We start from the raw sequence: 23,656 nt of genomic DNA on the forward strand, positions 1-23,656 counted from the left end.
TCCTTCCAAATTGAATCATCTATCTTATATATACGGCGGGGAGCAGTATATTAGTTTTCGAGTTAATAATCAAAGAAAAAAGGGGAAGCGAACAATCCATTTCCCCTTTTTTCAGAACCTCTAATTTCTTACTCAGCTTTCTTTAACCACCATTTATTTGGATGATAGATATAGTTTTTAGCATGGAACTCATAACCTTGAAGTTCAGCTGGCATAGCACGGTATTCTTCAGGATAGTAAAGGAATGAATATGGTTGATCTTCAGCAATACCTGCTTGGATTTTTCCAATTTCTTCTTTACGTTTTTCTTTATCTTGTTGTTGCAATTGTGCATCCATTAATTTATCTAACTCTGGGTTAGAATAACCTGCGAAGTTTAATCCTTCAGCAATTTCTTTCGTATGGAAGATTCCACTTGGATCTGGGTCTGTTGCAAGGCTCCAGCCTAGAACGATAGCATCAAAGTTCCATACACCTGGGTCGATGTCAGCAATTAAAGAGCTGAATTCAACAACCATAGGTTTAACTTCGATACCAACATCTTTCAATTGAGATTGAAGAAGAACAGTGATATCTTCACGTACTTTGTTACCTTGGTTTGTTTTTACTTCAAATGAGAAACGTTTTCCATCTTTTTCAAGGATGCCGTCAGCACCTGGCTTCCAACCTGCATCAGCAAGCATTTTCTTAGCTTTTTCAGGATCATACTCAAACTTAGGTACATCTGGATTGTAAGCCCAGCTTAATGGACTTTCTGGAACGTCGGCAACTTCACCTTTTCCGTCCATGATTTCATCAACGATTTGTTGACGATCAATAGCATGTGTAATAGCTTGACGTACTTCTTTTTCCTTAAATAGGTCATTACGTAAGTTATAACCTAAGAAAGTATAAGAAAGAGCAAGACCATGTTCAAGTTTAATTCCAGCTGAATCTGCGAAAGTTTCAACAGTTTCAACATCTGATTGAGGAACTCCAGCCCAGAAATCGATATCTCTGTTTTGAAGCTGTGTCAACATTGCGTTAGCATCTGGAACAATTTTCATTGTAATTGTATCCAAATATGGACGTCCTTGGTAGTATTCATCAAATGCTTCAACTTTTACATACTCGCCTGGTTTGTTTTCAACGAATTTAAATGGACCAGAACCAATAGGTTTCTTTGTATTAAATTCATTTGTTCCTAGGTCAGCAATTGGAACATCGCCAAGGATGTGCTTAGGAAGAATTCCGAAGCTCAATCCAACAGATGGGAACTGAACATCTACTTGTTTAAGGTGGAATTTAACTGTTAAATCATCCACTTTTTCAACGCTTTCTAAAGATTCAAAATAAGACTTACGAGGACCATCATAGTCATCGCTTAATGGAATATTGTAAGTAAATACTACGTCATCAGCAGTTAAAGGCTCGCCGTCATGGAATTTAATGCCATCGCGAAGTTTAACCACATAAGTAAGTCCATTGTCTTCCTCATTTACACTTTCAGCCATAGCATCATCTGTAGTAGGGTTGAACTCTAAGTCAGAGCCAATTAGGCTGTCATAAATCATACCTTCAACGTCAGAGCTTACACTGTCGTTTGAATATAATGGGTTAAATAAAGTAGGTTTACCACTTGACCCAATGATTAAGTCTCCGCCTTGAACAGGCTCATCATTTGCTGCTGGTTCTTCGGTTTTTCCACCAGTATTACCATTGTCATTTCCTTTGTTATCGTCGTTTGGAGTAGCGTTTTTGCCACCACAAGCAGCCAAAAACATGGAAAGAACAAGCATCATGCTTATTAAAAGCCATGCAGGTTTTTTCATTGTTTTCCCCCCATAATAATTTTATTTCCTCATTGTAATGCATAACTACTAAATGTTTTAAAATGCATCTCCCCCTTTCAAGTGTCCATTTTAGTTACTTATCTTGGTATAGATGACAAGCAACAAAATGTTCGGGTTTTACTTCTTGAAAATTAGGGGCTACTTTTCTACAAATGTCCATAGCCATTGGGCATCGCGTATGGAACACACACCCAGTAGGCGGATTTGCTGGACTAGGTAGCTCTCCTTTTAAAACGATTCTTTCGCGGACTGCTTCACCTTTTTTTCTAGGTACAGGCACGGCAGAAAGAAGTGCTTGCGTATAAGGATGCAAAGGTTCTCCATACAAATCATTTTTAGGAGCCAATTCCATCATTTTTCCAAGGTACATAACGCCGACACGGTCACTTATATGACGAACGACACTAAGATCATGGGAAATGAATATATACGTAAGTCCAAAATCATCTTGTAAATCTTCCATCAAGTTAATAATTTGGGCTTGAATGGATACGTCTAAAGCGGAAACTGCCTCATCCGCAATGATTAAATCTGGATTTAAAGCCAATGCACGGGCGATACCGATTCTTTGACGTTGACCACCAGAAAATTCATGCGGATATCGGTTGATAAATGAAGGATTAAAACCAACACGATCAAGGAGTTCTGCTATCTTTTCATCTCGTTCTTTACGATTATACATATTATGAGTGATCATCGGTTCGCTTAAGATAGATTTCAACGTTTTCCTAGGGTTCATAGAAGCATAAGGATCTTGAAAAATCATTTGAATGTTTTTGCGAACAGAACGGCGTAATTCTTTCTCAGACATTTTGGAAATATCTTGGTCATTAAAAATGATATTCCCATCTGTTGGTTCGTACAACCGGATTAGTGTTCGTCCTGCAGTTGATTTTCCGCAGCCCGACTCACCAACTAGTCCGATTGTTTCACCTTTTTTTACATGAAATGAAATCCCATCTACTGCTTTTACATGTCCAACAGTTCGTTGGAGCACTCCTGCCTTGATAGGAAAATGTTTTTTTAAATTATTTACCTCTAATAAATATTCTGACTTTTTGTCATTCGAGAGGCTTTGTTTATTCTCTGTCATAGCTGTCATACTGTAGCCTCCTCTTTATCGTATAAAAAGCAGCGAACTGACCGTTTTCCGTCTAAAGACATCAAACTAGGAACTTCTTGGAGGCAACGATCAAATGCGTGTGGACAACGCGGTGCAAAGCGACAACCTTGTGGGAAATTATCTGGTGAAGGCACATTTCCTTTAATAGGTATTAATCGGTCTGTATCGCCATCAAGTGATGGTATAGACTCCATTAATCCTACAGTATATGGATGTAATGGCTCATCAAAAAGATCTTCAACAGATGCTTCTTCTACTACTTGACCACAGTACATAACAAGCACTTTATCAGCAATGTCAGAAACTACTCCAAGATCATGAGTAATGATTAAGATAGAAGTGCTTGTCTTCTGGCTTAATTCTTTCATTAAATCTAAAATTTGTGCTTGTATTGTAACGTCTAGTGCAGTAGTAGGCTCGTCTGCAATTAGTAATTTAGGATCACAGCTCATTGCAATTGCTATCATGACACGTTGTCTCATCCCGCCGGATAGACGATGTGGATAATCATGGATAATTTCATCTGCACGAGAAAATCCTACCATCTTTAGTAGGTCAATTGCTTTTCGAGTAGCCTCTTTTTTAGACATTTTTTTATGATAAATGAGGACTTCTGTAATTTGTTCACCGATTGTTAAAACAGGATTTAACGAAGTCATAGGCTCTTGGAAGATCATGGAGATATCATTTCCGCGAACTTTGCACATTTCGCTTTCTGTTAATTTTACCAAGTCAGTTCCGTTAAATAAAATTTCACCGTCAACAATTTTCCCTGGTGGGCTTGGTATTAGTCTCATTAGCGATAGGGAGGTAATACTTTTTCCAGATCCTGATTCACCAACGAGAGCAACCGTCTCACCTTTATTGATTTTTATATCAACTCCATCAACAGCGGGGATAACCTTTTTTCTATTGAAAAAATGTGTCTTTAAATTCTTGACTTCCAATAATGTAGTCAATTAAAAGTCACCTTCCTTGTACTAAGACTATTTAACTATAAATCACGATATTAATAGATTGTATAATAGATATATAATTTGCTCAATAAAATAAATCGTTTTCACGAAAAAAACTATTATTCCAATATATTAAAGTTTTCAGTAAAATGTTGTTGCTCATATGTATATTATTACAGATTAATTACGAATACAATAACTTTTTTTAATTTAATATAGTTATCGGTTTAACCATATAATATTTTTTTATATAACAATAATACCTAATTAGGATAAATTGAGGAATTCGTATGTACTATTTACCAACGCGTGTTATCGTCTAATCTCCCTATAAAAGTTGTAACTAGATGCAATTTTTTTGATGAAAGAAAGATAATTATAGAGCGAAATTCATATTTATGCAAAGAGCCTACAATATTAAAAAAGCCGCTCCAATCAGGAACGGCTTCTTCACCTTGCTTTTTTACCTGCTATTAAGTTAAAGACGAAGAGTACGAGAGCGACGATAAGTAAAATATGGATAAGAGCGCCCCCTATTTTAGCGATAAATCCTAGTAACCATAAAACGACTAGTATCCCGATAATGGTCCAAAGCATAGATCAAAGTCCTTTCATTTACTGTATTTTGGAGCTTAACTTTAAATTACCCAAAGTGTAGTGTATTAAAACTTTAATGGACGTGGACTTGATAATAAATGAAGGAGGAAAATGTTAAAAGAATATATTTTTCCATTTAGGAAAGTAATTATTATTTGGGGAATGAAGCAAGTAAATTATTTTAATATAATACGTTATCGTTACTAAAGAATATTCATAACCTTTTTGATGATAAACGATTAAGGAGTATTTCCTTATTCTATTTGAGATAGGCGTTTTTTAAAAATAGTGAATAAAAAAAAGCTATCGTTGAAGAATAATGTCTGGAGGTGAAATTACATGCAACTAGCATCGCATGAATTACATGAATTAAGTGAGTTGATTGCAAGTTGTTTTAATACTGTTACTTGCATGGGTACATTTATTAATCAGGCGCAAGATCCTAACTTAAAATCATTGCTTCAAAAACATTATCCGAAACATATTGAGGATTACAATTTAAAAGTGGAGTTTGTGCAAAATGCAACAACACCTGATATTTCAAAATTTCAGCCGGATACTTTAACACCTAAGCTAAATAACTACACACAAACACCAACCAATTTGGCGCAAGCAACGGCTCCTCGCACGAATGCTGAGACTCATAATGATCGAGAAATTGCAACTGCTTATTTATTAAATCAAAAGGCTGCAGCTAAAAATTATGCTGCTTCCGTTTTAGAGTGTGCAAATCCTACGCTAAGAACATTTTTAGAAAATGCTTTTCTTAACAGTAGTCGCCATAGCTACGAAATATGGGAATATATGATGGAAAAAGGATATTACCCTTTATCGCCAGCTACAAATGAGGCAATTCAAGCTGTTGGTGGAATGTATCAGACGGTACAGCAATTCCCCTATATGGGAGATTCAAGTACAATGCCACAACAACAACATCTGCAATAAGCATTTTAGAAAGAATATAGATTTAAAAAGCCAGGTATCTTTTTATAGATAACCTGGCTTAAAAAATATCTTATTTAACACTTTCAAGAAATTCATTTACTTGTTCTGGTGATTTAGCGTTTGCACTATGCAAGTGTGCATTTTTTTCTCCGTTTTGGAAGATAAGCAAACTTGGTATACCCATGACAGAATATTTTTCGGCGATTTCAGGAAAATTATCTCGGTTAATCTGATACCATGTGTACTGTTGATTTGCTTCTACGATGTCCCCGATAAACATATCCATTCGTTTACAATCCGGGCACCAACCAGCCTCAAACTTTACAATGACAGGTTCATTGCTAGAAATAACCTCTTCAAATTGTTCTTTACTTTTAATTTCTTCCATATATATCCCTCCTTTTGTTATCTTTATCTTATAAGGTAAAAACAATCAATTCAATTTTCAAGCATTCCGTCAATATTGTGAAAACCACAAATTGCTTCTTTTTATATTTAGTTTCATTCAGTATAATGATAAGATGACTAAGGGTTATTCTTAAGTTGCTTTCCTTTTGCTTCAATTAGGTAAATTCGGAACTCTCTTTAAGTTTCATTCAACATACTTCCACTGAAGTTTTACAAAAATAAAAGCAAATTTAACAAAGCCTATTAATATAGAGGAGACGAAGTGATGACTTCTCAAAAAAAACCATTACCAAAAATAGATTACGGTCTTATTTTAACATTAATGTTACTGACTATAGTTAGTTTAATTACTATATATAGTGCCCAAAAAACTGGACAATATGGTAATCGTAACTTTGTAATTGACCAAATAATGTGGTATGTCATTAGTACGGTAGCTGTAATTGTAATTGTGCAACTGGATTCGGATCAGATGAAGAAGATTGCATGGTATACGTACGGAATATGTTTATTATCGTTAATTGGATTGTATTTTTCTCCTGAAAGTGATTTTACTCCGATTAGAAATGGTGCTAAAAGTTGGTACGTTATTCCAAAGGCAGGTGCCATTCAACCATCAGAATTTATGAAAGTTTTTACAATCATTGTGCTTGCGAAAATAACGGCTAGCCATAATCTAAAATTTATTAACAAAACAATAAAAACAGATTTTTGGCTGTTGATTAAATTAGGTATCTTAACAGCAATTCCTGCCGCTGTTATCCTTAAACAACCAGATTTGGGAACTGCACTTGTGTTTGGATGTATATTATTAGCGATTATTCTAGTATCCGGGATTTCTTGGAAAATATTATTCCCTCTTTTTTCATCCATGGCAGTTATAGTTGGTGGAGTGTTGTATATAGCAATATTTCAACACGAACTGTTAAAAGGAATTTTAGCAGATCATCAATATAAAAGAATTTATTCCTGGCTAGATCCCTATTCTTATCGCTCCGATGAAAGTTTTCAGTTAGTTAAATCACTACTAGCAGTCGGATCAGGTCAAACGACTGGAAAAGGGTACAAGCATGGAGAAGTATATATGCCAGAAGCCCATTCTGACTTTATTTTCAGTACAATAGGAGAAGAATTTGGGTTTATTGGTGGAAGTATTGTCATCAGTTTATTTTTTATGCTTATCTATCAAATTACGAAAACAGGAATAGAGACAAAAAATCCTTTTTATTCATATATTTGTGCAGGCGTTGTTGCTATGCTTGCGTTCCACGTATTTGAAAATATTGGCATGACTATAGGTTTAGTACCGATTACTGGAATTCCATTACCTTTTATAAGCTATGGGGGAAGTGCTTTACTTGGTAACATGATGGCGGTTGGAATAATTCTTTCAATTCGATATCATTATAAAAAATATATGTTTTCAGATGACTAAGAAGGCGGTCCGAGTGGGCTGCCTTTTTATTTACTATTAATCAAGGATTTCTATCTAATTGAACTCATTCGGACAGGGAAAAAATAAGGATTTTGTGTTTTTTGTTTTCACCTCGAATAATGAATTCGTAGCAAGATAAAAATTGCCGTAATTAAGTCAATTCGTAACCCAGGCAAAAGCTCCGAATACATAGTTGTTTTAAAAAATATTCTCCTATATACCTTACTCAAGTGTGCCAGATTCAGATATCGTGACTTTCGAATGGATATTAAATGTTATATTTTTATATTCCTCTTCCCATCTTTTATGGTTAAAATTTCTGTTTTGCTGGATGAATTTTCGTTGGATTCCAACAGGATCAACGCCATGATTCTGAAAGTCGGTTAACAATTGGTTGAGCTTCCTTTCAATTTTTCTTTCGGTATTTTTAGTTAATTCTCCAATAAATTCACGCTTCAATTTTTTACCGGTATATTTTGTAATAATGCCTGTCATATTATAGTGAATATCTACTGTCATTGTTTTCATATTAGTTTTTATAGAGGATCGTGATCTTATGTTTTGTATTGTTGCTCCTTTATCTTTTATTTTTACATCTAGGCTCCCTTTGTTGTGCTTATCAACTAATAATTTAAAGTAAAACATATCATCCGATGGAATTTTATAGACTAATTTATCCTTAGAAAAAACTCCGAGTCCGTCTATTTTTATTTTATCTTGTTCCACTTTTTTTAATATGGGAAGGTAAGCATCTTTAGCTTTTTGGAAAAAGTCTGATGCAAACATATGTAAGTTTGTTCTAGGAATGTCACGATTCTTAATATTAGATTCAATCATATTAGATATAAATTTTGCATTTCCTTCCGAACCATAATTACCTAATAGTAATTCGTTTGCTGAGGTATCTGAAATTGATAAATAAAGACGTGAACCTACACTCGGTTCCCTTTGTAAAGTATCAATGATTGGAAATATCCCCGTTTTTGCTGTCTTCATATCAATCACGAGGATATCAAGACCTCCAATTAACACTGGGGCTGTAGCTTCCCTAGATAAATGGTCAATAATACCTGCATCATGGTGCATAGTCATGGTAATATTTTTATCTTCAGCTTGTTTTTGTTCATTGTATAGCGTAAACAACGCGGTGATTCTAATGTCTTCTCCATCAACGTAATCAATTCCTCCGGCGTTAACTAATGTTATATTATCAATGACTCTAGTCTGTACACACCCAGACAATACAGGAATAAAGATGAAAAGGATAAATAGCTTTTTCATTTCTTCACCTTCTTTACAATAATAACAATCACTAATAAAAGTGGAATATAAATAAAATTAAGAAAAATGCCTGCTTTATTAATAAGAGAAAGAAAATTATAAATTTGCTGTCTTGTTTGTAATAAAGGAACTAAAAATAAGAGTAACGCAGAAATCCAAATTAATGCGCTGCGTTGGGTCATTTTGAATGTTTTTTTCATGATTCTGCTGGCACACCAGAGAGGTATGCAAATATTTGGAAGAATGGCGAAGAACCATGTAGCAATTCCGATATATTCAAACCTCCACATGAAAGAAAGCTTTACTATTTTCCAAATAGACAATGTAGCCCAAATAATATGTTGAAGCTGAGGTTCACTGTAATAGCCGAAGGAGATAAATGTAATATATAGATAAATAAAACATGTAAATAATAATGCAAGATGAGCCCATTTCTTAGATTTTTTAGGATTTTGGATAAAAGGGTAATAATAAAGTAGAGTCTCATACCCTAAATAGCTTATGGCCAATTGCCCGGTTGCTTTGAAAATATCTTTAAAGGAATGATGAAGAACGGGCAGAAAGTCACTATAGTCTGAATAAGGTACTGCAAACAGAAAGGCAAAATATAAGTAAAAGGGGATGATTATACTATAAAAAGCAATCCCAGTAACAGTTCTAATCCCACCATTAACAACATATATCGCCAAAAGTACAATGATAAAAGTAAACCAAAAAACTCTTAAATCTGGAAAGAGCCAAATTTGCAAAATTTCAATGTAAGAACGAATTACACCAATAACGATTGCGATGAAATAAAAGGAGAAAACAATATTGAAAAATCCTCCCAAGATTCTTCCAAACGTGAAGGTATGTGTATCATTTAAATCACCTTTTCCAATCTCTGCAATCTTATAGATAATAAAAAGGACAATATGTGAAATTACACAAGCAAGTAGGACAGAAATCCATGTATCGTAGCCAGCAGTTTTTGAGATTTGCCTTTGGTATCCGAGGACGCCAATTCCAATTTGCATCGAATGGACTAGGAAAAAAACGAGATATGGAGCAAGTTGCATTCCCTTTGAGGTACTGCTCATTAATACGTCCTCCCATTAATTCATTCATCGATGTCTTTGTTTTGATTCTCCTTATTTGTTTGAAAACGAACTGGCTTTTTGCTTTGTAAATACCCTGGGCGCATTTGTCCCTTATAAAAAGGAAATCTCACGAAAGAATCTTTTAAATCAGTAAGTCTTGGTGGATAAATGGGCTCCAAATAAGGTCTTCCTAGTGATTTTAATTGAATTAGATGCGCTAAGATAATACAAACATTGATGACAATTCCTAAAAACCCCAATAATTGGGCAAATAATAAAAAAGGAAAACGAATTAATCGTATTGTCGTGCCTATTTTATAAACAGGAGTAGTAAATGAGGCCAATGCTGCGATTGACACTAGAATTAACAATACATTACTTGTCAGGCTAGCTTCTACGGAAGCAGTTCCAAGAACGATACCGCCTACAATACCGATTGTTTGCCCGACTTTAGTTGGGAGGCGAGCTCCTGCTTCACGTAGTAATTCAATCGTGATCTCTAGAAACAAAGCTTCTACAAAAGGTGGAAAAGGGACGTGCTTCCTGGAACTAACAATCGATGCCATTAAATCCTTCGGTATGATTTCAGGATGATACGTTAAAATCGCGACGTACATAGGAGTTGCAAATACAGAAGCCATTACACCTATTATTCTTAGAATACGAATAAAGGAAGCGACCCCCCAATTCATTAAATAATCTTCCGCGGAACTGAAAAAAGACATCACAGATGATGGCCCCATGATAGCAAAAGGAGATCCGTCCATAACTACCGCAACCTTTCCTTCAGCTAATGACGATATGACTTTTAAAGGTCTTTCACTATTTAAAAGCTGAGGAAATGGAGAATTTTTATTATCTGCTATCATTTCTTCTAGATATGAACTATCTTGGATTTGATCAAAGTTGATATTCTCGATTCTTTCCTTAACAGTATTTATATCTTCCATATTTGTAAGACCATCAATATAAATGATTGCTACCCTAGTTTTTGTTAAGGTGCCTACAATCACTTCTTCGATAACAAGCTCTTTTATTGGAAGCCTTTTTCTGATTAAATTGAGGTTCTTTTCAATTGACTCTACGAAGCTTTCTTTTGGTCCTCCTACTGTAAACTCTACCTCGGAAGGTGAAACTTCTCGACCGACTTCAGCTGTTGCGGGTAATAATGCAACAGTGTCGTCGTTAGATTTTAGCCTAATCATTATGCATCCAGTAAGTAATTTTTGCTCAATTTCATCCGTCTCTGATGTTATTATGCAATCACGTGATGGAATCAAATACTTTAAATCTTTTAGCGTTTGAAATTGTCCATATAGTAAGTAAGGCATCAAATCCTTTTGGATAATTTCGTCATCAATCAAAGTAGATATAAATAAGACTTGAAATGATGTGTTTGTCTGTTCATTAATTGCTTCTGATTGCTTAAAATCTTTTGATTTCCTTAATTGTTCAATAATCTCAGGAAGGGATTTTTTGGGGTTAACAATACTAGTAGAAAACTTTTTTTGTTTTTTAGGGAACAAAGCCATTTAATCATCCCTTCTTATATGTGTGTTTAATTTATTTGTGCCCGTGTTTACATAAAATATGCGAAAAAAGAAAAGCGAAAGACGCCTTATGTGTTATTTGACTTCATAAAATTGGTGCTGCAGAAAGGCCAAAATAGAAAAAGATGCAAACTTGGGGTTGTTTGCATCATTTAAATATTATTGCACTTGACCACTATAAGGGAATTGATCTGTGTAACCAGTGTGTTGCTGGTATGACTGTTGAATTTTTTGAGTATCTTGTGCCTCCAATTTATACCAGCCTTTTTGGAACATGAGATTATATAGATCTCTCTGCATTTGTTGGGTCTCATTAAAGATTAATAATAAATCACCATATAAATGTTGATGGCTCGCCTCGTGGAGGGCAGTAGTATAAGCTTGGGTCATGTATTTTTCTGTAGAAAGCATATCATTTAGAAAATCTCGATCGTTCATTTGTGGTGTTTTTGGAATTTGTGTAGATGGATTTTGAATTTTATTTTGATTTTGCATTGTATGCCTCCTGTTTATTGCATTATTGAATTGTTATGTTGTTTTTCCTCTAAGTGTCCAAGAATTTTCATATAGTGTTTTTGATGCATTTGACCACAGGCATCTAGTTGGGATTTGATTTGTTGATCCTGACATTGGGTTGCAGCAAAATGTGCTTTCTTCATCACAAGAAGATTCCATGCCAACATATCATTAATGTAGGCAAAATCCTTCGTCGTAATGACATGGGGTGGTTGTTGCATATGTTGCTGTTGATTTTGCTGCATCATGTTTTGTTGATTTTGCATTTGTTGGTTCATTTGCTGATTTTGCATGTATTTACCTCCTCATAATTATTACTTTTTTTATCATGCCTGTTCAATTTCTTTTTATGTACGGAATAAAAAATGATAAAATAAAAGCGGTTACAACAACGACATTAGGGGAGAAATGAATCATGGAGAAATTGATGCGGACATTCTTTTTATTTTTGTCAAAAAATAGATTCCTAACGAGAATGGCAAAAAAATACGGGCTTCACTTTGGAGCATCTAAGTTTGTAGCGGGAGAAACGATAGAAGAAGCTGTTAACGTGATAAAGGATTTAAATAGTAAAGGATTAACTGTCACGATCGATTATTTAGGGGAATTCGTGGATACTGAAAAAGAAGCAAATGAAATGGCAGATAATTCGATAAAGGCTATCCAAGCTATTCGAAAAGAAGGACTACATTCACAATTATCATTAAAGCTCACGTCGATGGGACTGGATATATCTGACAAGCTTGTTCTTCATAATATGCGAAGAATTATGAATGCAGCTCTTGAAAACAACGTGTTTGTAACAATTGACATGGAAGACTATTCTCGATGTGAAAAAACATTGCAGATATTTAAATTACTAAAGTCGGAATATAAAAATATTGGGACTGTTTTACAAGCTTATTTATATCGTACCGAACAAGATTTAAACGATTTGGATGATTATTCTCCTAATTTACGTCTTGTAAAAGGGGCATATAAAGAATCTGCCGAGGTTGCTTATCCTGTAAAAGAAGATGTAGATGGAAACTATAAAAAACTCATTGCTACACATCTATTTAATGGGAATTTTACCGCTGTAGCCACACATGATGACACGATCATTGAATACACTAAACAGTTTGTATCCGAACAACAAATTGAACGCGACTTATTTGAATTTCAAATGCTCTATGGGATTAGATCCGAACGTCAGCTTGAACTTGCTAAAGAAGGATATAATATGAGGGTTTATGTCCCGTACGGAACTGACTGGTATGGATACTTCATGCGCAGATTAGCAGAAAGACCGGCAAACGTCGCCTTTGTATTGAAAGGAATATTCAAAAAATAAATAGATTAAAAGATTGCACATAAAGAATATTTTCGATATATTAATAATAATTATATACTCATTCGTGAGTAATTTTTTTACCGAAAAAATGAATGAGTATTCATTCAAAAAATAGAGGGGGAGTTACTTTTGGCGTTCAGCATTAAAAAAGCTGCAGTAATTGGATCAGGAGTTATGGGCTCTGGAATTGCAGCACATCTTGCAAATGTTGGCATTCCAGTATTGTTGCTTGATATTGTTCCTAAAGAATTAACTAAGGAAGAAATAGCAAAAGGGCTGTCATTGAAAGATAAGGCAGTCCGAAACCGTATGACAAGTTCAGCGCTTGCTGGTTTGTTGAAACAAAAGCCTGCACCTCTTACACATAAAGATCGCTTATCTTACATTAGTGTTGGCAATCTGGAAGACGACTTGGAAAAATTATCAGAAGTTGATTGGATTATTGAAGTTGTTGTTGAAAACCTCCATGTCAAAAAGAAAGTGTTTGAAATGGTCGATAAGTATAGGAAAGATGGATCGATCGTAAGTTCCAATACATCTGGAATTTCCGTCAACGCAATGGTGGAAGGACGATCAGAGGATTTCCAAGAAAACTTTTTAGGCACACACTTTTTTAACCCTCCCCGATATTTAAAGTTGTTGGAAATCATCCCGACCGAAAAAACAAATCCCCAAGTGCTAGAATTTATGAAACAATTTAGCGAAGATATTTTAGGAAAAGGCGTTGTTATCGCAAAAGACACCCCGAATTTTATTGCTAACCGAATCGGAACGTATGGATTACTTGTGACGGTTCGTGAAATGTTAAAAGGTGGATTCAGTATTGGAGAAGTCGATTCAATTACTGGTACTTTAATTGGACGTCCAAAAAGTGCCACCTTCCGTACATTAGATGTTGTCGGGCTCGATACATTCATCCATGTCGCGAATAATGTCTATGAGCAAATTGATGGTGAAGAAAAACAAGTTTTTGAAGTACCTGAATTTATGAAAAAAATGAATGAAAAAGAGTGGCTTGGCAGTAAGTCTGGTCAAGGGTTTTATTTGAAAAAAGGAAAAGATATTTTGGAATTGAACCCAGATACTTTTGAATACGAACTTAGAAAAAGCTTGAAGACACCAGGAATAGAAATGGCGAAGCAGGCAAAAGGGACAGCACAAAAAATGAAAGCGCTTGTATATTCGGATGATAAAGCTGGAAAACTGCTTTGGAATATTATGGCTCCAGTCCTTGCGATTTCTGCAAAGCTTTTGGGAGAAATTGCAGAAACTATTTATTCGATTGATAATGCGATGAAATGGGGTTTTGGCTGGAGATTAGGACCTTTTGAGACATGGGACGCTATTGGTGTTGAGAAATCGGTTGAAAAAATGGAAGAACAAGGTATTCAAGTTCCTTCATGGGTTAAAGAGATGCTTAAAGCAGGTAATACATCATTTTATAGAGAGGAAGAAGGTCGTAAGTTTTATTTTTCTAATGGAGAATATAAAGAAGTTATTAGAAATCCAAAAGAAGTTGACCTTCAACGGTTAAAAAAGGAAGGAAAAGTACTTAAAAAAAATAGTGGTGCCAATTTAATAGATATTGGAGATGAAGTTCTTTTACTTGAATTCCAGTCACCAAACAATGCAATTGGATTTGATATTATCCAGATGATCAATTACGCGATAGATGAAACGGAAAAAAATTATAAAGGTCTTGTTATTGGGAATCAGGGAAAGAACTTTTGTGTTGGTGCTAACTTAGCGATGATCTTAATGGCTGCCCAAGATGATGATATTTTTGAAATTGATACGGTGGTGCGTCAATTTCAGAAGGCGATGATGAGAATTAAGTATAGTAAGAAGCCAGTTGTCGCAGCACCATTTGGAATGACACTCGGTGGAGGAGCAGAAGTGTGTCTTCCATGTGCTCATATTCAGGCGTCAATGGAGACTTATATCGGGCTTGTTGAAACAGGAGTTGGACTCATTCCCGGCGGTGGTGGAAACAAGGAGTTGTATTTGAAGCTGTTGAACGAAATGCCAGACGGATTGGAAATTGATTTACAGAAAGTTGCAAACCGCGTTTTTGAAACAATCGCTATGGCAAATGTCTCTACTTCAGCAGAGGAAGGAAGAGTAAATCATTTCTTAAATGCTCGTGACGGAATTAGTGTAAATGGAGATCACCTATTATTTGATGCGAAACAGGCAGTTCTTGCTTTAGATGAGCAAGGGTACAAACCGCCAGCTAGGAGAAAAATTCCTGTTACTGGTGAAACAGGCTATGCAACTCTTTTGCTAGGTGCGGAAGCTATGCATCTATCAGGCTATATTTCCGATCATGATATGAAAATAGCAAAAAAACTTGCTTATGTCATCGCGGGAGGAAAACTGCCTTTTGGAACAGAAGTTGACGAGCAATATTTGCTAGATTTAGAACGTGAAGCTTTTTTAAGTTTAATAGCAGAGCCGAAATCTCAACAACGCATGCAGCATATGCTTGTAAAAGGAAAACCATTAAGAAACTAAAGTGAAAATGAAAAACTACTAAGAGCAAAAAGTCATGTTGAAATTTTTAGTTAAAAGGAAATTGAAGTAATCTTCTTGAAGAATGAAAACCACTCAAATACTAGATTGAAAGTGGGGGATACCATGCGAGAAGCAGTAATAGTTGCAGGAGCAAGGACACCTGTAGGAAGGGCGAAAAAAGGGACACTAGCCCATATGCGTCCAGATGATTTAGGAGCAATTGCAGTTAAAGAAACATTAAAAAGAGCGGGGGATTATGAAGGAAATATTGATGATTTAATTATCGGGTGTGCAATGCCTGAAGCAGAACAAGGGATGAACATGGCAAGGTATATTGGAGTGCTTGCGGGACTTCCGAATACTGTACCTGCCATTACAATTAATCGCTATTGTTCATCTGGTTTACAATCGATTGCGTATGCAGCAGAAAGAATTATGTTAGGGAACGCGGACACTATTATTGCCGGTGGAGCTGAATCAATGAGTCTCGTACCAATGATGGGGCATGTCGTTCGACCAAACGTTAAAATTGCTGAGAGTATGCCGGAATATTATATGGGAATGGGACATACGGCAGAAGAAGTGGCTAAAAGATTTAATATAACACGTGAAGATCAAGACGCGTTCGCTGTAAGAAGTCATCAAAAAGCAGCTCGAGCAATTGCTGAGGGGAAATTTGATGAAGAAATCGTACCCGTCGATGTTGTATCCCGTTCTGTAAATGCCGATAACAAATTAGAGGAAAAAAGAATTGAATTTAAGATAGATGAGGGTGTCCGTCCTGACACAAATATGCAGATTCTCTCAACCCTCCGTCCAGCTTTCTCAGTTAATGGTACGGTTACCGCAGGAAATGCATCGCAAACGAGCGATGGTGCAGCAGCTGTTATGGTTATGGACAGAGAAAAAGCTAATTCTTTAGGACTCTCGCCACTGGTTAAATTTAGATCTTTTGCCGTAGCTGGAGTTGCACCAGAAATAATGGGAATTGGCCCAGTAGAGGCAGTTCCCAAGGCTTTAAAAATGGCTGGCCTGGAGCTGTCTGATATTGGTCTTTTTGAATTAAATGAAGCCTTTGCTTCTCAATCCATACAAGTCATCCGTCATTTAGGATTAGATGAGGAAATTGTGAACGTGAACGGTGGTGCGATAGCCCTAGGACACCCACTTGGATGCACTGGAACGAAGTTAACATTGACACTTGCTCACGAAATGAAGCGCAGGAATGTTCAATTTGGTGTAGTTACAATGTGTATAGGTGGAGGAATGGGGGCAGCTGGAGTGTTTGAGCTAATATAAGACGATTTACTACTTGCAGTGAAAAGATTAATCGGGAGGGAAAACGATGGAAAGTAAAACTGGAAAGCTGATTAAAGGCGGAGTTTTTTTAATCGAAGATATTTCTTCGGACCAAATGTTTACACCTGAAGATTACACTGATGAACATAAAATGATATACAAAACGAGTGAAGATTTTGTCGCTAATGAAGTTTTACCTATTGTAGATAAATTAGAAAACCAAGAGTTTGATTATTCTGTTGAACTATTAAAACAAGCGGGTGAATTAGGCTTGCTTGGAGCAGATGTTCCAGAGGAATATGGCGGGCTAGGACTTGATAAAGTAAGTTCGTCGCTAATTTCCGAGGCAATGTCAAGAGCCGGCGGGTTTTCCATTTCTCATGGTGCTCATGTTGGAATTGGTTCTCTTCCAATCGTTCTTTTTGGTAATGAGGAGCAAAAGAATAAATATTTGCCTGCACTTGCAACAGGTGAAAAACTAGCTGCTTATGCATTAACTGAACCGGGCTCAGGTTCCGATGCCCTTGGAGCAAAGACAAATGCGAAATTAAACGAAGCCGGAACGCATTACTTATTAAATGGAGAGAAACAGTGGATTACGAATTCAGCCTTTGCCGATGTCTTTATCGTGTATGCAAAAATTGATGGTGAACATTTCTCTGCTTTTATTGTAGAGCGTGATTTCCCAGGGGTTTCGACTGGTGCTGAAGAAAAGAAAATGGGAATTAAAAGTTCATCAACGCGAACTCTAATTTTGGAAGATGCACAGGTTCCCGTTGAGAATTTGCTTGGAGAGGTTGGAAAAGGACACCGAATTGCATTCAATATTTTAAATATTGGTCGCTACAAGCTAGGAGTAGGTGCTGTAGGTGGTTCAAAGCGGGCACTTGAAATAACTATCCAATATGCAAACCAACGGAAGCAATTTAAAACGCCAATCTCACAATTTAATTTAACGAAGGAAAAGTTCGGGACACTTGGTGCAGAACTGTATGCTGCAGAAAGCTCTGTTTATCGGACTGTAGGTCTGTTTGAAGATCGAATGAGCCAATTGACGGAGGAACAAATTAAAAATGGTACGGATGTAGCAAGTTCCATTGCTGAATATGCGATTGAATGCTCATTGAATAAGGTGTTTGCCTCGGAAGTTCTTGACCATGTTGTCGACGAAGGCGTTCAAATTCATGGCGGTTACGGTTATATGCAAGAATACGAGATTGAAAGAGCCTATCGTGATTCACGTATAAACCGTATTTTTGAAGGGACAAATGAAATAAACCGCTTGCTTGTTCCAGGAACTTTTTTACGGAAAGCATTTAAAGGAGAACTTCCACTTTTAGAAAAGGCACAAACCCTACAAGAAGAATTAATGATGCTCATGCCTGAAGAACCTGGAGACGCTTCGCTTGAACAAGAAAAGTATTTAATTAGAGGAACAAAAAAGGTTGCACTTATGATTGCAGGACTTGCTGCTCAAAAATACGGCCAGGCACTAGAAAAGGAACAAGAAATTTTAGCAAAGCTCGCTGACATTGTTTCTTATGCATATTCGATGGAATCATCAATGCTGCGGACTGAAAAATCAATATCTAAGGTTGGACTTGAAAAAAGTTCTCAAAAACTGCTTTATACTCAAATATTTTGCCAGGACTCTATTGTTAAGGTGGAACAACTTGCAAGAGAATGCCTAGCCGCAATAGAAGAAGGCGATATGTTCAGAATGATGAATTCCGCTCTACGTAAGTTGATACGCCACACACCAATTAATGTAATAGCTAAAAAGCGAGAAGCCGCTGAAAGATTAATTGATGCAGAAAGATTTGTAGTATAAATAGGTATTTAAAGGGGAGGATCGAAAGAGGATCGATGCTCTCTTTTTTTTTGAATCATAACATTATTAAATATAACTATAATGTGAACTAAATAGGGAGACTCTTTATATTATAATTATTTTTATGTTATAATGAATACAATGATGTATAGGAGGGAAATAAAGATTGGGTTTACGTTTTTATTGCTATCCAAAATGCGGCACTTGCCGTCAAGCTAAAAAATGGTTGGATAGTCATCAAATTGATTATACTGAAATACATATTGTTGAAAATCCTCCATCTAGTGAGGAAATGAAGAATATTTATAAAAGCAGTCATTTAGAACTGAAGAAATTTTTCAATACGAGTGGAAACAAATATAGAGAACTTGGGTTGAAAGATATAATGGGGACTGCTTCAGAAAAGGAATTATTAGATATACTTGTCAGTGATGGAATGCTTATAAAGCGTCCTTTAGTTACGGATGGGCATAAAGTTACTGTTGGATTTAAAGAAGACGAATATGAAAAAACTTGGCTTAAATAAAAGAATGATTTCTTGATTTAGCCATTTCGTTTTTGTACATTAATAATAGATGATATCATGGAGGGATCTAGATGAACACACCGAAAGAATTGCGTTATTCAGAAGAACATGAGTGGGTAAAAGTAGAAGATGGACAAGTTAGAATTGGAATTACTGATTTTGCACAATCAGAGCTTGGAGATATTGTTTTCGTTGAACTTCCTGAAGTAGGAGATGAAGTCACAGCGGACGAGCCGTTTGGAAGTGTAGAGTCTGTAAAAACAGTTTCCGAACTTTATGCACCACTAAGCGGAAAAGTAGTTGCGGTAAACGAAGATCTTGATGACAGCCCAGAATTCGTAAATGAATCACCATACGAAAAAGCTTGGATGATTGTCATTGAACCATCTGATCTAAGCGAAATGGATAACCTAATGACCGCAGAAGATTATGAAAAAATGACAAACGAAGAATAATCACCTATAAGGATACACCGAGGCTGGAGGCTGAGGTGTATTTTTGTACTTTTTCTCCATATTCCAAAGATAACAAAGTGGAAATTTTGTAGATATGTTGTTTGTGGGAGGTTCTCGTATTGACATAAGAGTCTACTCTCTAACATACTTCATGTGGTTTTCCCCACGACAAGACAAGTGAACAAACACAATTCCCACGGTCTGTGGTAATGTCAACTGGCTTTCCTTGAATAAAAAGGATATATTGCCTACTATTAAGATAATTACTCTAATAAGGATGTGGAAAATGGCAATTAAAAAGCGTGTTGAAAGTAAAGAGTTGAAAGTATATAGGTCCTTGAATAGTAGACAGTTGTTAACATCTGAGAAAATGAATCAACTTTTTAATCTTGAAAAGGGTTTTGAAGGTGAGCTATTATTTGATGAGCTTATAGATGCACTATCGAAAGAATGGCTAGTTCTCAATGAATTACTTTTGGAAAGTAATAATACGGACTTCCAAATTGATTCGTTGATACTAGCTGAAAAAACGATATTGGTAATTGAGATTAAAAATTATGAAGGAGATTATTTTATCGAAGATGGTAAATGGTATTACATTAATGGAACCCAAATACAAAATCCAGTCCCCCGACTCGAAAGAAGTGAATTTCTCCTTCGGCGACTGCTTCAAGACCACGGTTATAATATCCCCGCCGAATCCTATCTCGTGTATGTTAATCCTGACTTCCACTTATATAACTCTCCACGAAATCTACCTATTATATACCCAGTCCAACTAAATCGATTTATTGATAAGTTGAGAAGATTACCATCGAAAACAAACGAGCGCCATAAGACGTTAGCTCACAAACTCATTTCCCTACATAAGGAAGATTCACCTTTTACAAGATTGCCGGAATATAGCTATGAAAAGCTGCGGAAAGGGATTACGTGTGCTTCCTGTTATTCTTTTAATATTGAAAGTAAAAAAACTTTGGTAGTATGTAAAAATTGTAGAGGTATGGAAAATATCGATACAGCAGTTTTAAGAAGTGTTGAGGAATTTAGACTTCTTTTTCCGGACAGAAAAATTACAACTAGTGATATATACGATTGGTGTAAAGGATTAAAGACCAAGGAAACGATTCAAAAGATTTTATTGAAAAAATATATTCAAATTGGGAAGACAAAATCTTCATATTACATTAAAAAGGAGTAAGTTACTAAGGTTAATATTGTCTATCTTAAACTAGCAACAATTCAGAACAATATATAGCTGGAATCTTCTCATGTGGCCACAATATTGTAATTGATTCACAACATAAAGAATTAATCTACTGGCTTGGTCGAGAATCACGCTCTAATTCTCGACGAAAATACTAGACATGATGATTTCATCGAGAAAACAACTTTAATTCCCGATGAAAATAGTGAATCTGTTGATTTGGTCGAGAATCCCGCTGTAATTCTCGACGAAAATAGTAGAGATGATGATTTCATCGAGAAAACAACTCTAATTCCCGATGAAAATAGTGTATCTGTTGATTTGGTCGAGAATCCCGCTGTAATTCTCGATGTAAATAGTAGAGATGATGATTTCATCGAGAAAACAACTTTAATTCCCGATGAAAATAGTGAATCTGTTGATTTGGTCGAGAATCCCGCTGTAATTCTCGACGAAAATAGTAGAGATGATGATTTCATCGAGAAAACAACTCTAATTCCCGATGAAAATAGTGTATCTGTTGATTTGGTCGAGAATCCCGCTGTAATTCTCGACGAAAATAGTAGAGATGATGATTTCATCGAGAAAACAACTCTAATTCCCGATGAAAATAGTGAATCTGTTGATTTGGTCGAGAACCCCGCTGTAATTCTCGACGAAAATACTAGAGATGACAATTTCATCGAGAAAACAACTCTAATTCCCGATGAAAATAGTGAATCTGTTGATTTGGTCGAGAATCCCGCTGTAATTCTCGACGAAAATAGTAGAGATCATGATTTTATCGAGAAAACAATCCTAATTCCAAATGAAAATAGTGAATCTGTAGATTTGGTCGAGAATTTACTTTCTTTTCCATTTTAGTGGCATCAATCATTAACTCAATCCTTCTTTCTCTCATAAACCCTTACATAATCCACTTCTAACTGAGCGGGGAGGTTGGCGTTTTTGATATTCCCGGCCCAATCACCGACTTCGGCAGTGATTTTTAAATAAGAGGGTGATTGGGAAACACCACCTGCTGATGTACGCCATGTTTCTTGGTCATCGATGTAAAAAATGTATTCATCTTTATTCCATTCCAATGCAAAAGTGTGGTAGCCCTCATAAATTCCGGGGATATGGGCTACTTCTCCAGCACTTTTGTGATTTTGCTCATAACCATCCCAATGTAATGCATGTTGGATATAGTCACCTTTTTTTGCAAAAGGGGTTTCAAATATATCTATTTCTGTTCCGTCTTTTCCATCATTGCCTACTGTATGTACTGAATTTGACATTAGCCAAAAAGCAGTCCAAAATCCTTCTTCCTTTGGTAGTTTGGCATGAATTTCATAATAGCCATATGCTTGCTCAAAAATGTCTTTTGTTCTTATAGCTCCTGAATAATATTTCCCATCTTTTTCACTTACTTGAATAATTAAATGCCCGTTTCCATCTAAAAAAGCTTCTTGATCTGACCACTGTCCACTATGTCTGGTCCATTCTGGTGCGTGCGCCCATTTTTTAGGGTCAAGCTTCTCCCCTTCGAAATTATCGGAAAAAGTCAGCTTCCACCCTTCTTTTTTCTTAGCTTTTATGGCTATCGTTTCCTCCTTGCTCACAGAATTCGCACAACCTGTTACGAGAGATATAAAAATAGAAAGAATTAAAACATACATACCCTTCTTCATAAAAAATATAGACATCATGCTTCTCCTTTGGTATAAAAATAAAAAATATTAATAGCAAAAAAATGACAATACTTCTTATTAATTTAAACGCTACGTGCATTATGTATAGAGGGGGATTCTTTTTCAATATGTGTAATTTATGATTTATCCATTTTTTACCATATATTATTATGGTTTTGCAATTAAAATTTGGAATTTTCTTAAACAAAAAATAATCCTTGCATACCTTAGAGCCGTAACGTTTTTTTAAAATGGTTTGAATATCTAACATATATAGAAAAAACTTACATACTTAAATGATGTTGACGCTTTCAAAAAAAAGTCCGTATAATCCGAATTATTAAGAATTGAGCAAGGGGCGTGATTATATGAAAATTTTGATTGTAGAATCCGAGGCATCGTGCAGAGATGTTCTTAAGTCTCATTTTCTAAAAGAAGGTTGGGGAGTTATGACTTCAAATGAAGGAACGGATGCCTTACAAAAGCTTCGAAAATTTAAAGTAGATTTGGTTATATTAAATCCTATGGTTCAAAAATTTAGTTACAGTGAAATTTGCAGTGAAATTAGAAAGATTTCAAATGTGCCACTATTTATTATTTCTTCCAGATCTAAGGAAGAAGATATCATTAATGGATTTAAACAAGGAGCAGATGATTATATCGTCAAGCCTTTCCGAATTAACGAAGTCATCGCACGTATATATGCTTCATTTAGAAGGATTGAATTATATAAAAATGAGAGCCAAAAAGTCTTTTGTTTTAATCAAAATAGTCTCGTTATTAATTTTGAGACACAAGAAGTATTAGTTGATAATAAAACAGTCAAATTAACATCTACCGAATTCAAAATACTTGATGCATTTGTAAAAAAGCCTGGAAAAGTATTCAGCAGACACGATTTATCATATATTGTCCAAGGATATCGTTATATCGGTGATGCGCGTACTATGGATGCCCACATAAAAAACTTGCGGAAAAAGATAGAAGAAGATCCAAAGAATCCAAAATATATCGTTACGAAAATCGGTGCAGGGTATAAATTTGATTGCCTAATGGACCAGGCTCAATAAAAACTATCATCAGAGGAACACGGGGG

Annotated in this window: 22 protein-coding genes; 11 read left to right on the forward strand and 11 right to left on the reverse strand. The window is 35.7% G+C overall.

Features of this window, described 5'->3' with window-relative positions; all coding sequences use genetic code 11:
* Positions 1-128 precede the first annotated feature (128 nt).
* From MT489_RS18120 to MT489_RS18135, 4 genes are all read right to left on the reverse strand, one after another.
* Positions 129-1,811: a peptide-binding protein gene (locus tag MT489_RS18120; protein ID WP_244682980.1), complete on the reverse strand. Its 1,683-nt coding sequence runs from the start codon at positions 1,809-1,811 to the stop codon at positions 129-131.
* A 94-nt stretch (positions 1,812-1,905) separates the two neighbouring features.
* Positions 1,906-2,925 carry an ABC transporter ATP-binding protein gene (locus MT489_RS18125; protein ID WP_244683087.1) on the reverse strand — a complete coding sequence of 340 codons (1,020 nt, stop codon included), beginning with the start codon at positions 2,923-2,925 and terminating at the stop codon, positions 1,906-1,908.
* Between the two features lie 5 nt (positions 2,926-2,930).
* On the reverse strand, positions 2,931-3,914 hold the full coding sequence (locus MT489_RS18130) for an ABC transporter ATP-binding protein (protein WP_244682981.1): 984 nt from the start codon (positions 3,912-3,914) through the stop codon (positions 2,931-2,933).
* Positions 3,915-4,361: 447 nt separating this feature from the next.
* The gene (locus MT489_RS18135; protein ID WP_244682982.1) at positions 4,362-4,508 is read right to left on the reverse strand and encodes a lmo0937 family membrane protein; all 147 of its coding nucleotides are present in this window, start codon (positions 4,506-4,508) and stop codon (positions 4,362-4,364) included.
* 339 nt (positions 4,509-4,847) lie between these two features.
* Between MT489_RS18135 and MT489_RS18140 the strand changes: the two genes are divergently transcribed.
* Positions 4,848-5,453 carry a spore coat protein gene (locus MT489_RS18140; protein ID WP_244682983.1) on the forward strand — a complete coding sequence of 202 codons (606 nt, stop codon included), beginning with the start codon at positions 4,848-4,850 and terminating at the stop codon, positions 5,451-5,453.
* Positions 5,454-5,523: 70 nt separating this feature from the next.
* Here MT489_RS18140 and MT489_RS18145 read toward each other — a convergent pair whose 3' ends face one another.
* The gene (locus MT489_RS18145) at positions 5,524-5,841 is read right to left on the reverse strand and encodes a thioredoxin family protein (RefSeq protein WP_244682984.1); all 318 of its coding nucleotides are present in this window, start codon (positions 5,839-5,841) and stop codon (positions 5,524-5,526) included.
* A gap of 285 nt (positions 5,842-6,126) precedes the next feature.
* On the opposite strand from MT489_RS18145, the gene MT489_RS18150 reads away from it, so the two are divergent.
* The gene (locus tag MT489_RS18150) at positions 6,127-7,296 is read left to right on the forward strand and encodes an FtsW/RodA/SpoVE family cell cycle protein (protein WP_244682985.1); all 1,170 of its coding nucleotides are present in this window, start codon (positions 6,127-6,129) and stop codon (positions 7,294-7,296) included.
* A 222-nt stretch (positions 7,297-7,518) separates the two neighbouring features.
* Here MT489_RS18150 and MT489_RS18155 read toward each other — a convergent pair whose 3' ends face one another.
* The 5 genes from MT489_RS18155 to MT489_RS18175 form a co-directional block, all read right to left on the reverse strand.
* Entirely contained in the window at positions 7,519-8,577 is a 1,059-nt protein-coding gene (locus MT489_RS18155; RefSeq protein WP_244682986.1) for a Ger(x)C family spore germination protein, read from the reverse strand.
* Complete coding sequence (locus tag MT489_RS18160) at positions 8,574-9,656, reverse strand: GerAB/ArcD/ProY family transporter (RefSeq protein ID WP_244682987.1); 1,083 nt, start codon at positions 9,654-9,656, stop codon at positions 8,574-8,576. The genes MT489_RS18155 and MT489_RS18160 overlap by 4 nt, the downstream gene beginning before the upstream one ends.
* A gap of 20 nt (positions 9,657-9,676) precedes the next feature.
* Positions 9,677-11,188 (reverse strand): spore germination protein, encoded by a 1,512-nt coding sequence (locus tag MT489_RS18165; RefSeq protein ID WP_244682988.1) that lies wholly within the window; start codon positions 11,186-11,188, stop codon positions 9,677-9,679.
* A gap of 177 nt (positions 11,189-11,365) precedes the next feature.
* The gene (locus tag MT489_RS18170; protein WP_244682989.1) at positions 11,366-11,701 is read right to left on the reverse strand and encodes a spore coat protein; all 336 of its coding nucleotides are present in this window, start codon (positions 11,699-11,701) and stop codon (positions 11,366-11,368) included.
* Between the two features lie 14 nt (positions 11,702-11,715).
* Complete coding sequence (locus tag MT489_RS18175; protein WP_370876421.1) at positions 11,716-12,015, reverse strand: hypothetical protein; 300 nt, start codon at positions 12,013-12,015, stop codon at positions 11,716-11,718.
* 122 nt (positions 12,016-12,137) lie between these two features.
* Between MT489_RS18175 and MT489_RS18180 the strand changes: the two genes are divergently transcribed.
* The 8 genes from MT489_RS18180 to MT489_RS18215 all read left to right on the forward strand — a co-directional run bounded on the left by MT489_RS18180 (position 12,138) and on the right by MT489_RS18215 (position 21,751).
* Positions 12,138-13,055, forward strand: a complete 918-nt coding sequence (locus MT489_RS18180) for a proline dehydrogenase family protein (RefSeq protein WP_244682990.1) — start codon at positions 12,138-12,140, stop codon at positions 13,053-13,055.
* 129 nt (positions 13,056-13,184) lie between these two features.
* A complete protein-coding gene (locus MT489_RS18185) occupies positions 13,185-15,569 on the forward strand; it encodes a 3-hydroxyacyl-CoA dehydrogenase/enoyl-CoA hydratase family protein (RefSeq protein WP_244682991.1) in 2,385 nt (794 codons plus the stop codon).
* 123 nt (positions 15,570-15,692) lie between these two features.
* Positions 15,693-16,868, forward strand: a complete 1,176-nt coding sequence (locus MT489_RS18190) for an acetyl-CoA C-acetyltransferase (protein ID WP_244682992.1) — start codon at positions 15,693-15,695, stop codon at positions 16,866-16,868.
* 46 nt (positions 16,869-16,914) lie between these two features.
* Positions 16,915-18,699 carry an acyl-CoA dehydrogenase family protein gene (locus MT489_RS18195; RefSeq protein WP_244682993.1) on the forward strand — a complete coding sequence of 595 codons (1,785 nt, stop codon included), beginning with the start codon at positions 16,915-16,917 and terminating at the stop codon, positions 18,697-18,699.
* 166 nt (positions 18,700-18,865) lie between these two features.
* Complete coding sequence (locus MT489_RS18200) at positions 18,866-19,225, forward strand: arsenate reductase family protein (protein WP_244682994.1); 360 nt, start codon at positions 18,866-18,868, stop codon at positions 19,223-19,225.
* Between the two features lie 71 nt (positions 19,226-19,296).
* Positions 19,297-19,680, forward strand: a complete 384-nt coding sequence (gcvH, locus tag MT489_RS18205) for a glycine cleavage system protein GcvH (RefSeq protein ID WP_244682995.1) — start codon at positions 19,297-19,299, stop codon at positions 19,678-19,680.
* Positions 19,681-19,966: 286 nt separating this feature from the next.
* Complete coding sequence (locus tag MT489_RS18210; protein WP_244682996.1) at positions 19,967-20,881, forward strand: NERD domain-containing protein; 915 nt, start codon at positions 19,967-19,969, stop codon at positions 20,879-20,881.
* Between the two features lie 123 nt (positions 20,882-21,004).
* A complete protein-coding gene (locus MT489_RS18215) occupies positions 21,005-21,751 on the forward strand; it encodes a hypothetical protein (RefSeq protein ID WP_244682997.1) in 747 nt (248 codons plus the stop codon).
* 17 nt (positions 21,752-21,768) lie between these two features.
* Here the strand turns inward: MT489_RS18215 and MT489_RS18220 are convergent, their stop codons facing one another.
* Positions 21,769-22,575, reverse strand: a complete 807-nt coding sequence (locus MT489_RS18220; RefSeq protein WP_244682998.1) for a glycoside hydrolase family 16 protein — start codon at positions 22,573-22,575, stop codon at positions 21,769-21,771.
* A 353-nt stretch (positions 22,576-22,928) separates the two neighbouring features.
* Here MT489_RS18220 and MT489_RS18225 point away from each other — a divergent pair, with 353 nt between their 5' ends.
* The gene (locus tag MT489_RS18225) at positions 22,929-23,630 is read left to right on the forward strand and encodes a winged helix-turn-helix domain-containing protein (RefSeq protein WP_244682999.1); all 702 of its coding nucleotides are present in this window, start codon (positions 22,929-22,931) and stop codon (positions 23,628-23,630) included.
* Positions 23,631-23,656 lie beyond the last annotated feature (26 nt).

The organism is Lederbergia wuyishanensis, assembly GCF_022900255.1.
GTDB lineage: Bacteria > Bacillota > Bacilli > Bacillales > Bacillaceae_C > Lederbergia > Lederbergia wuyishanensis.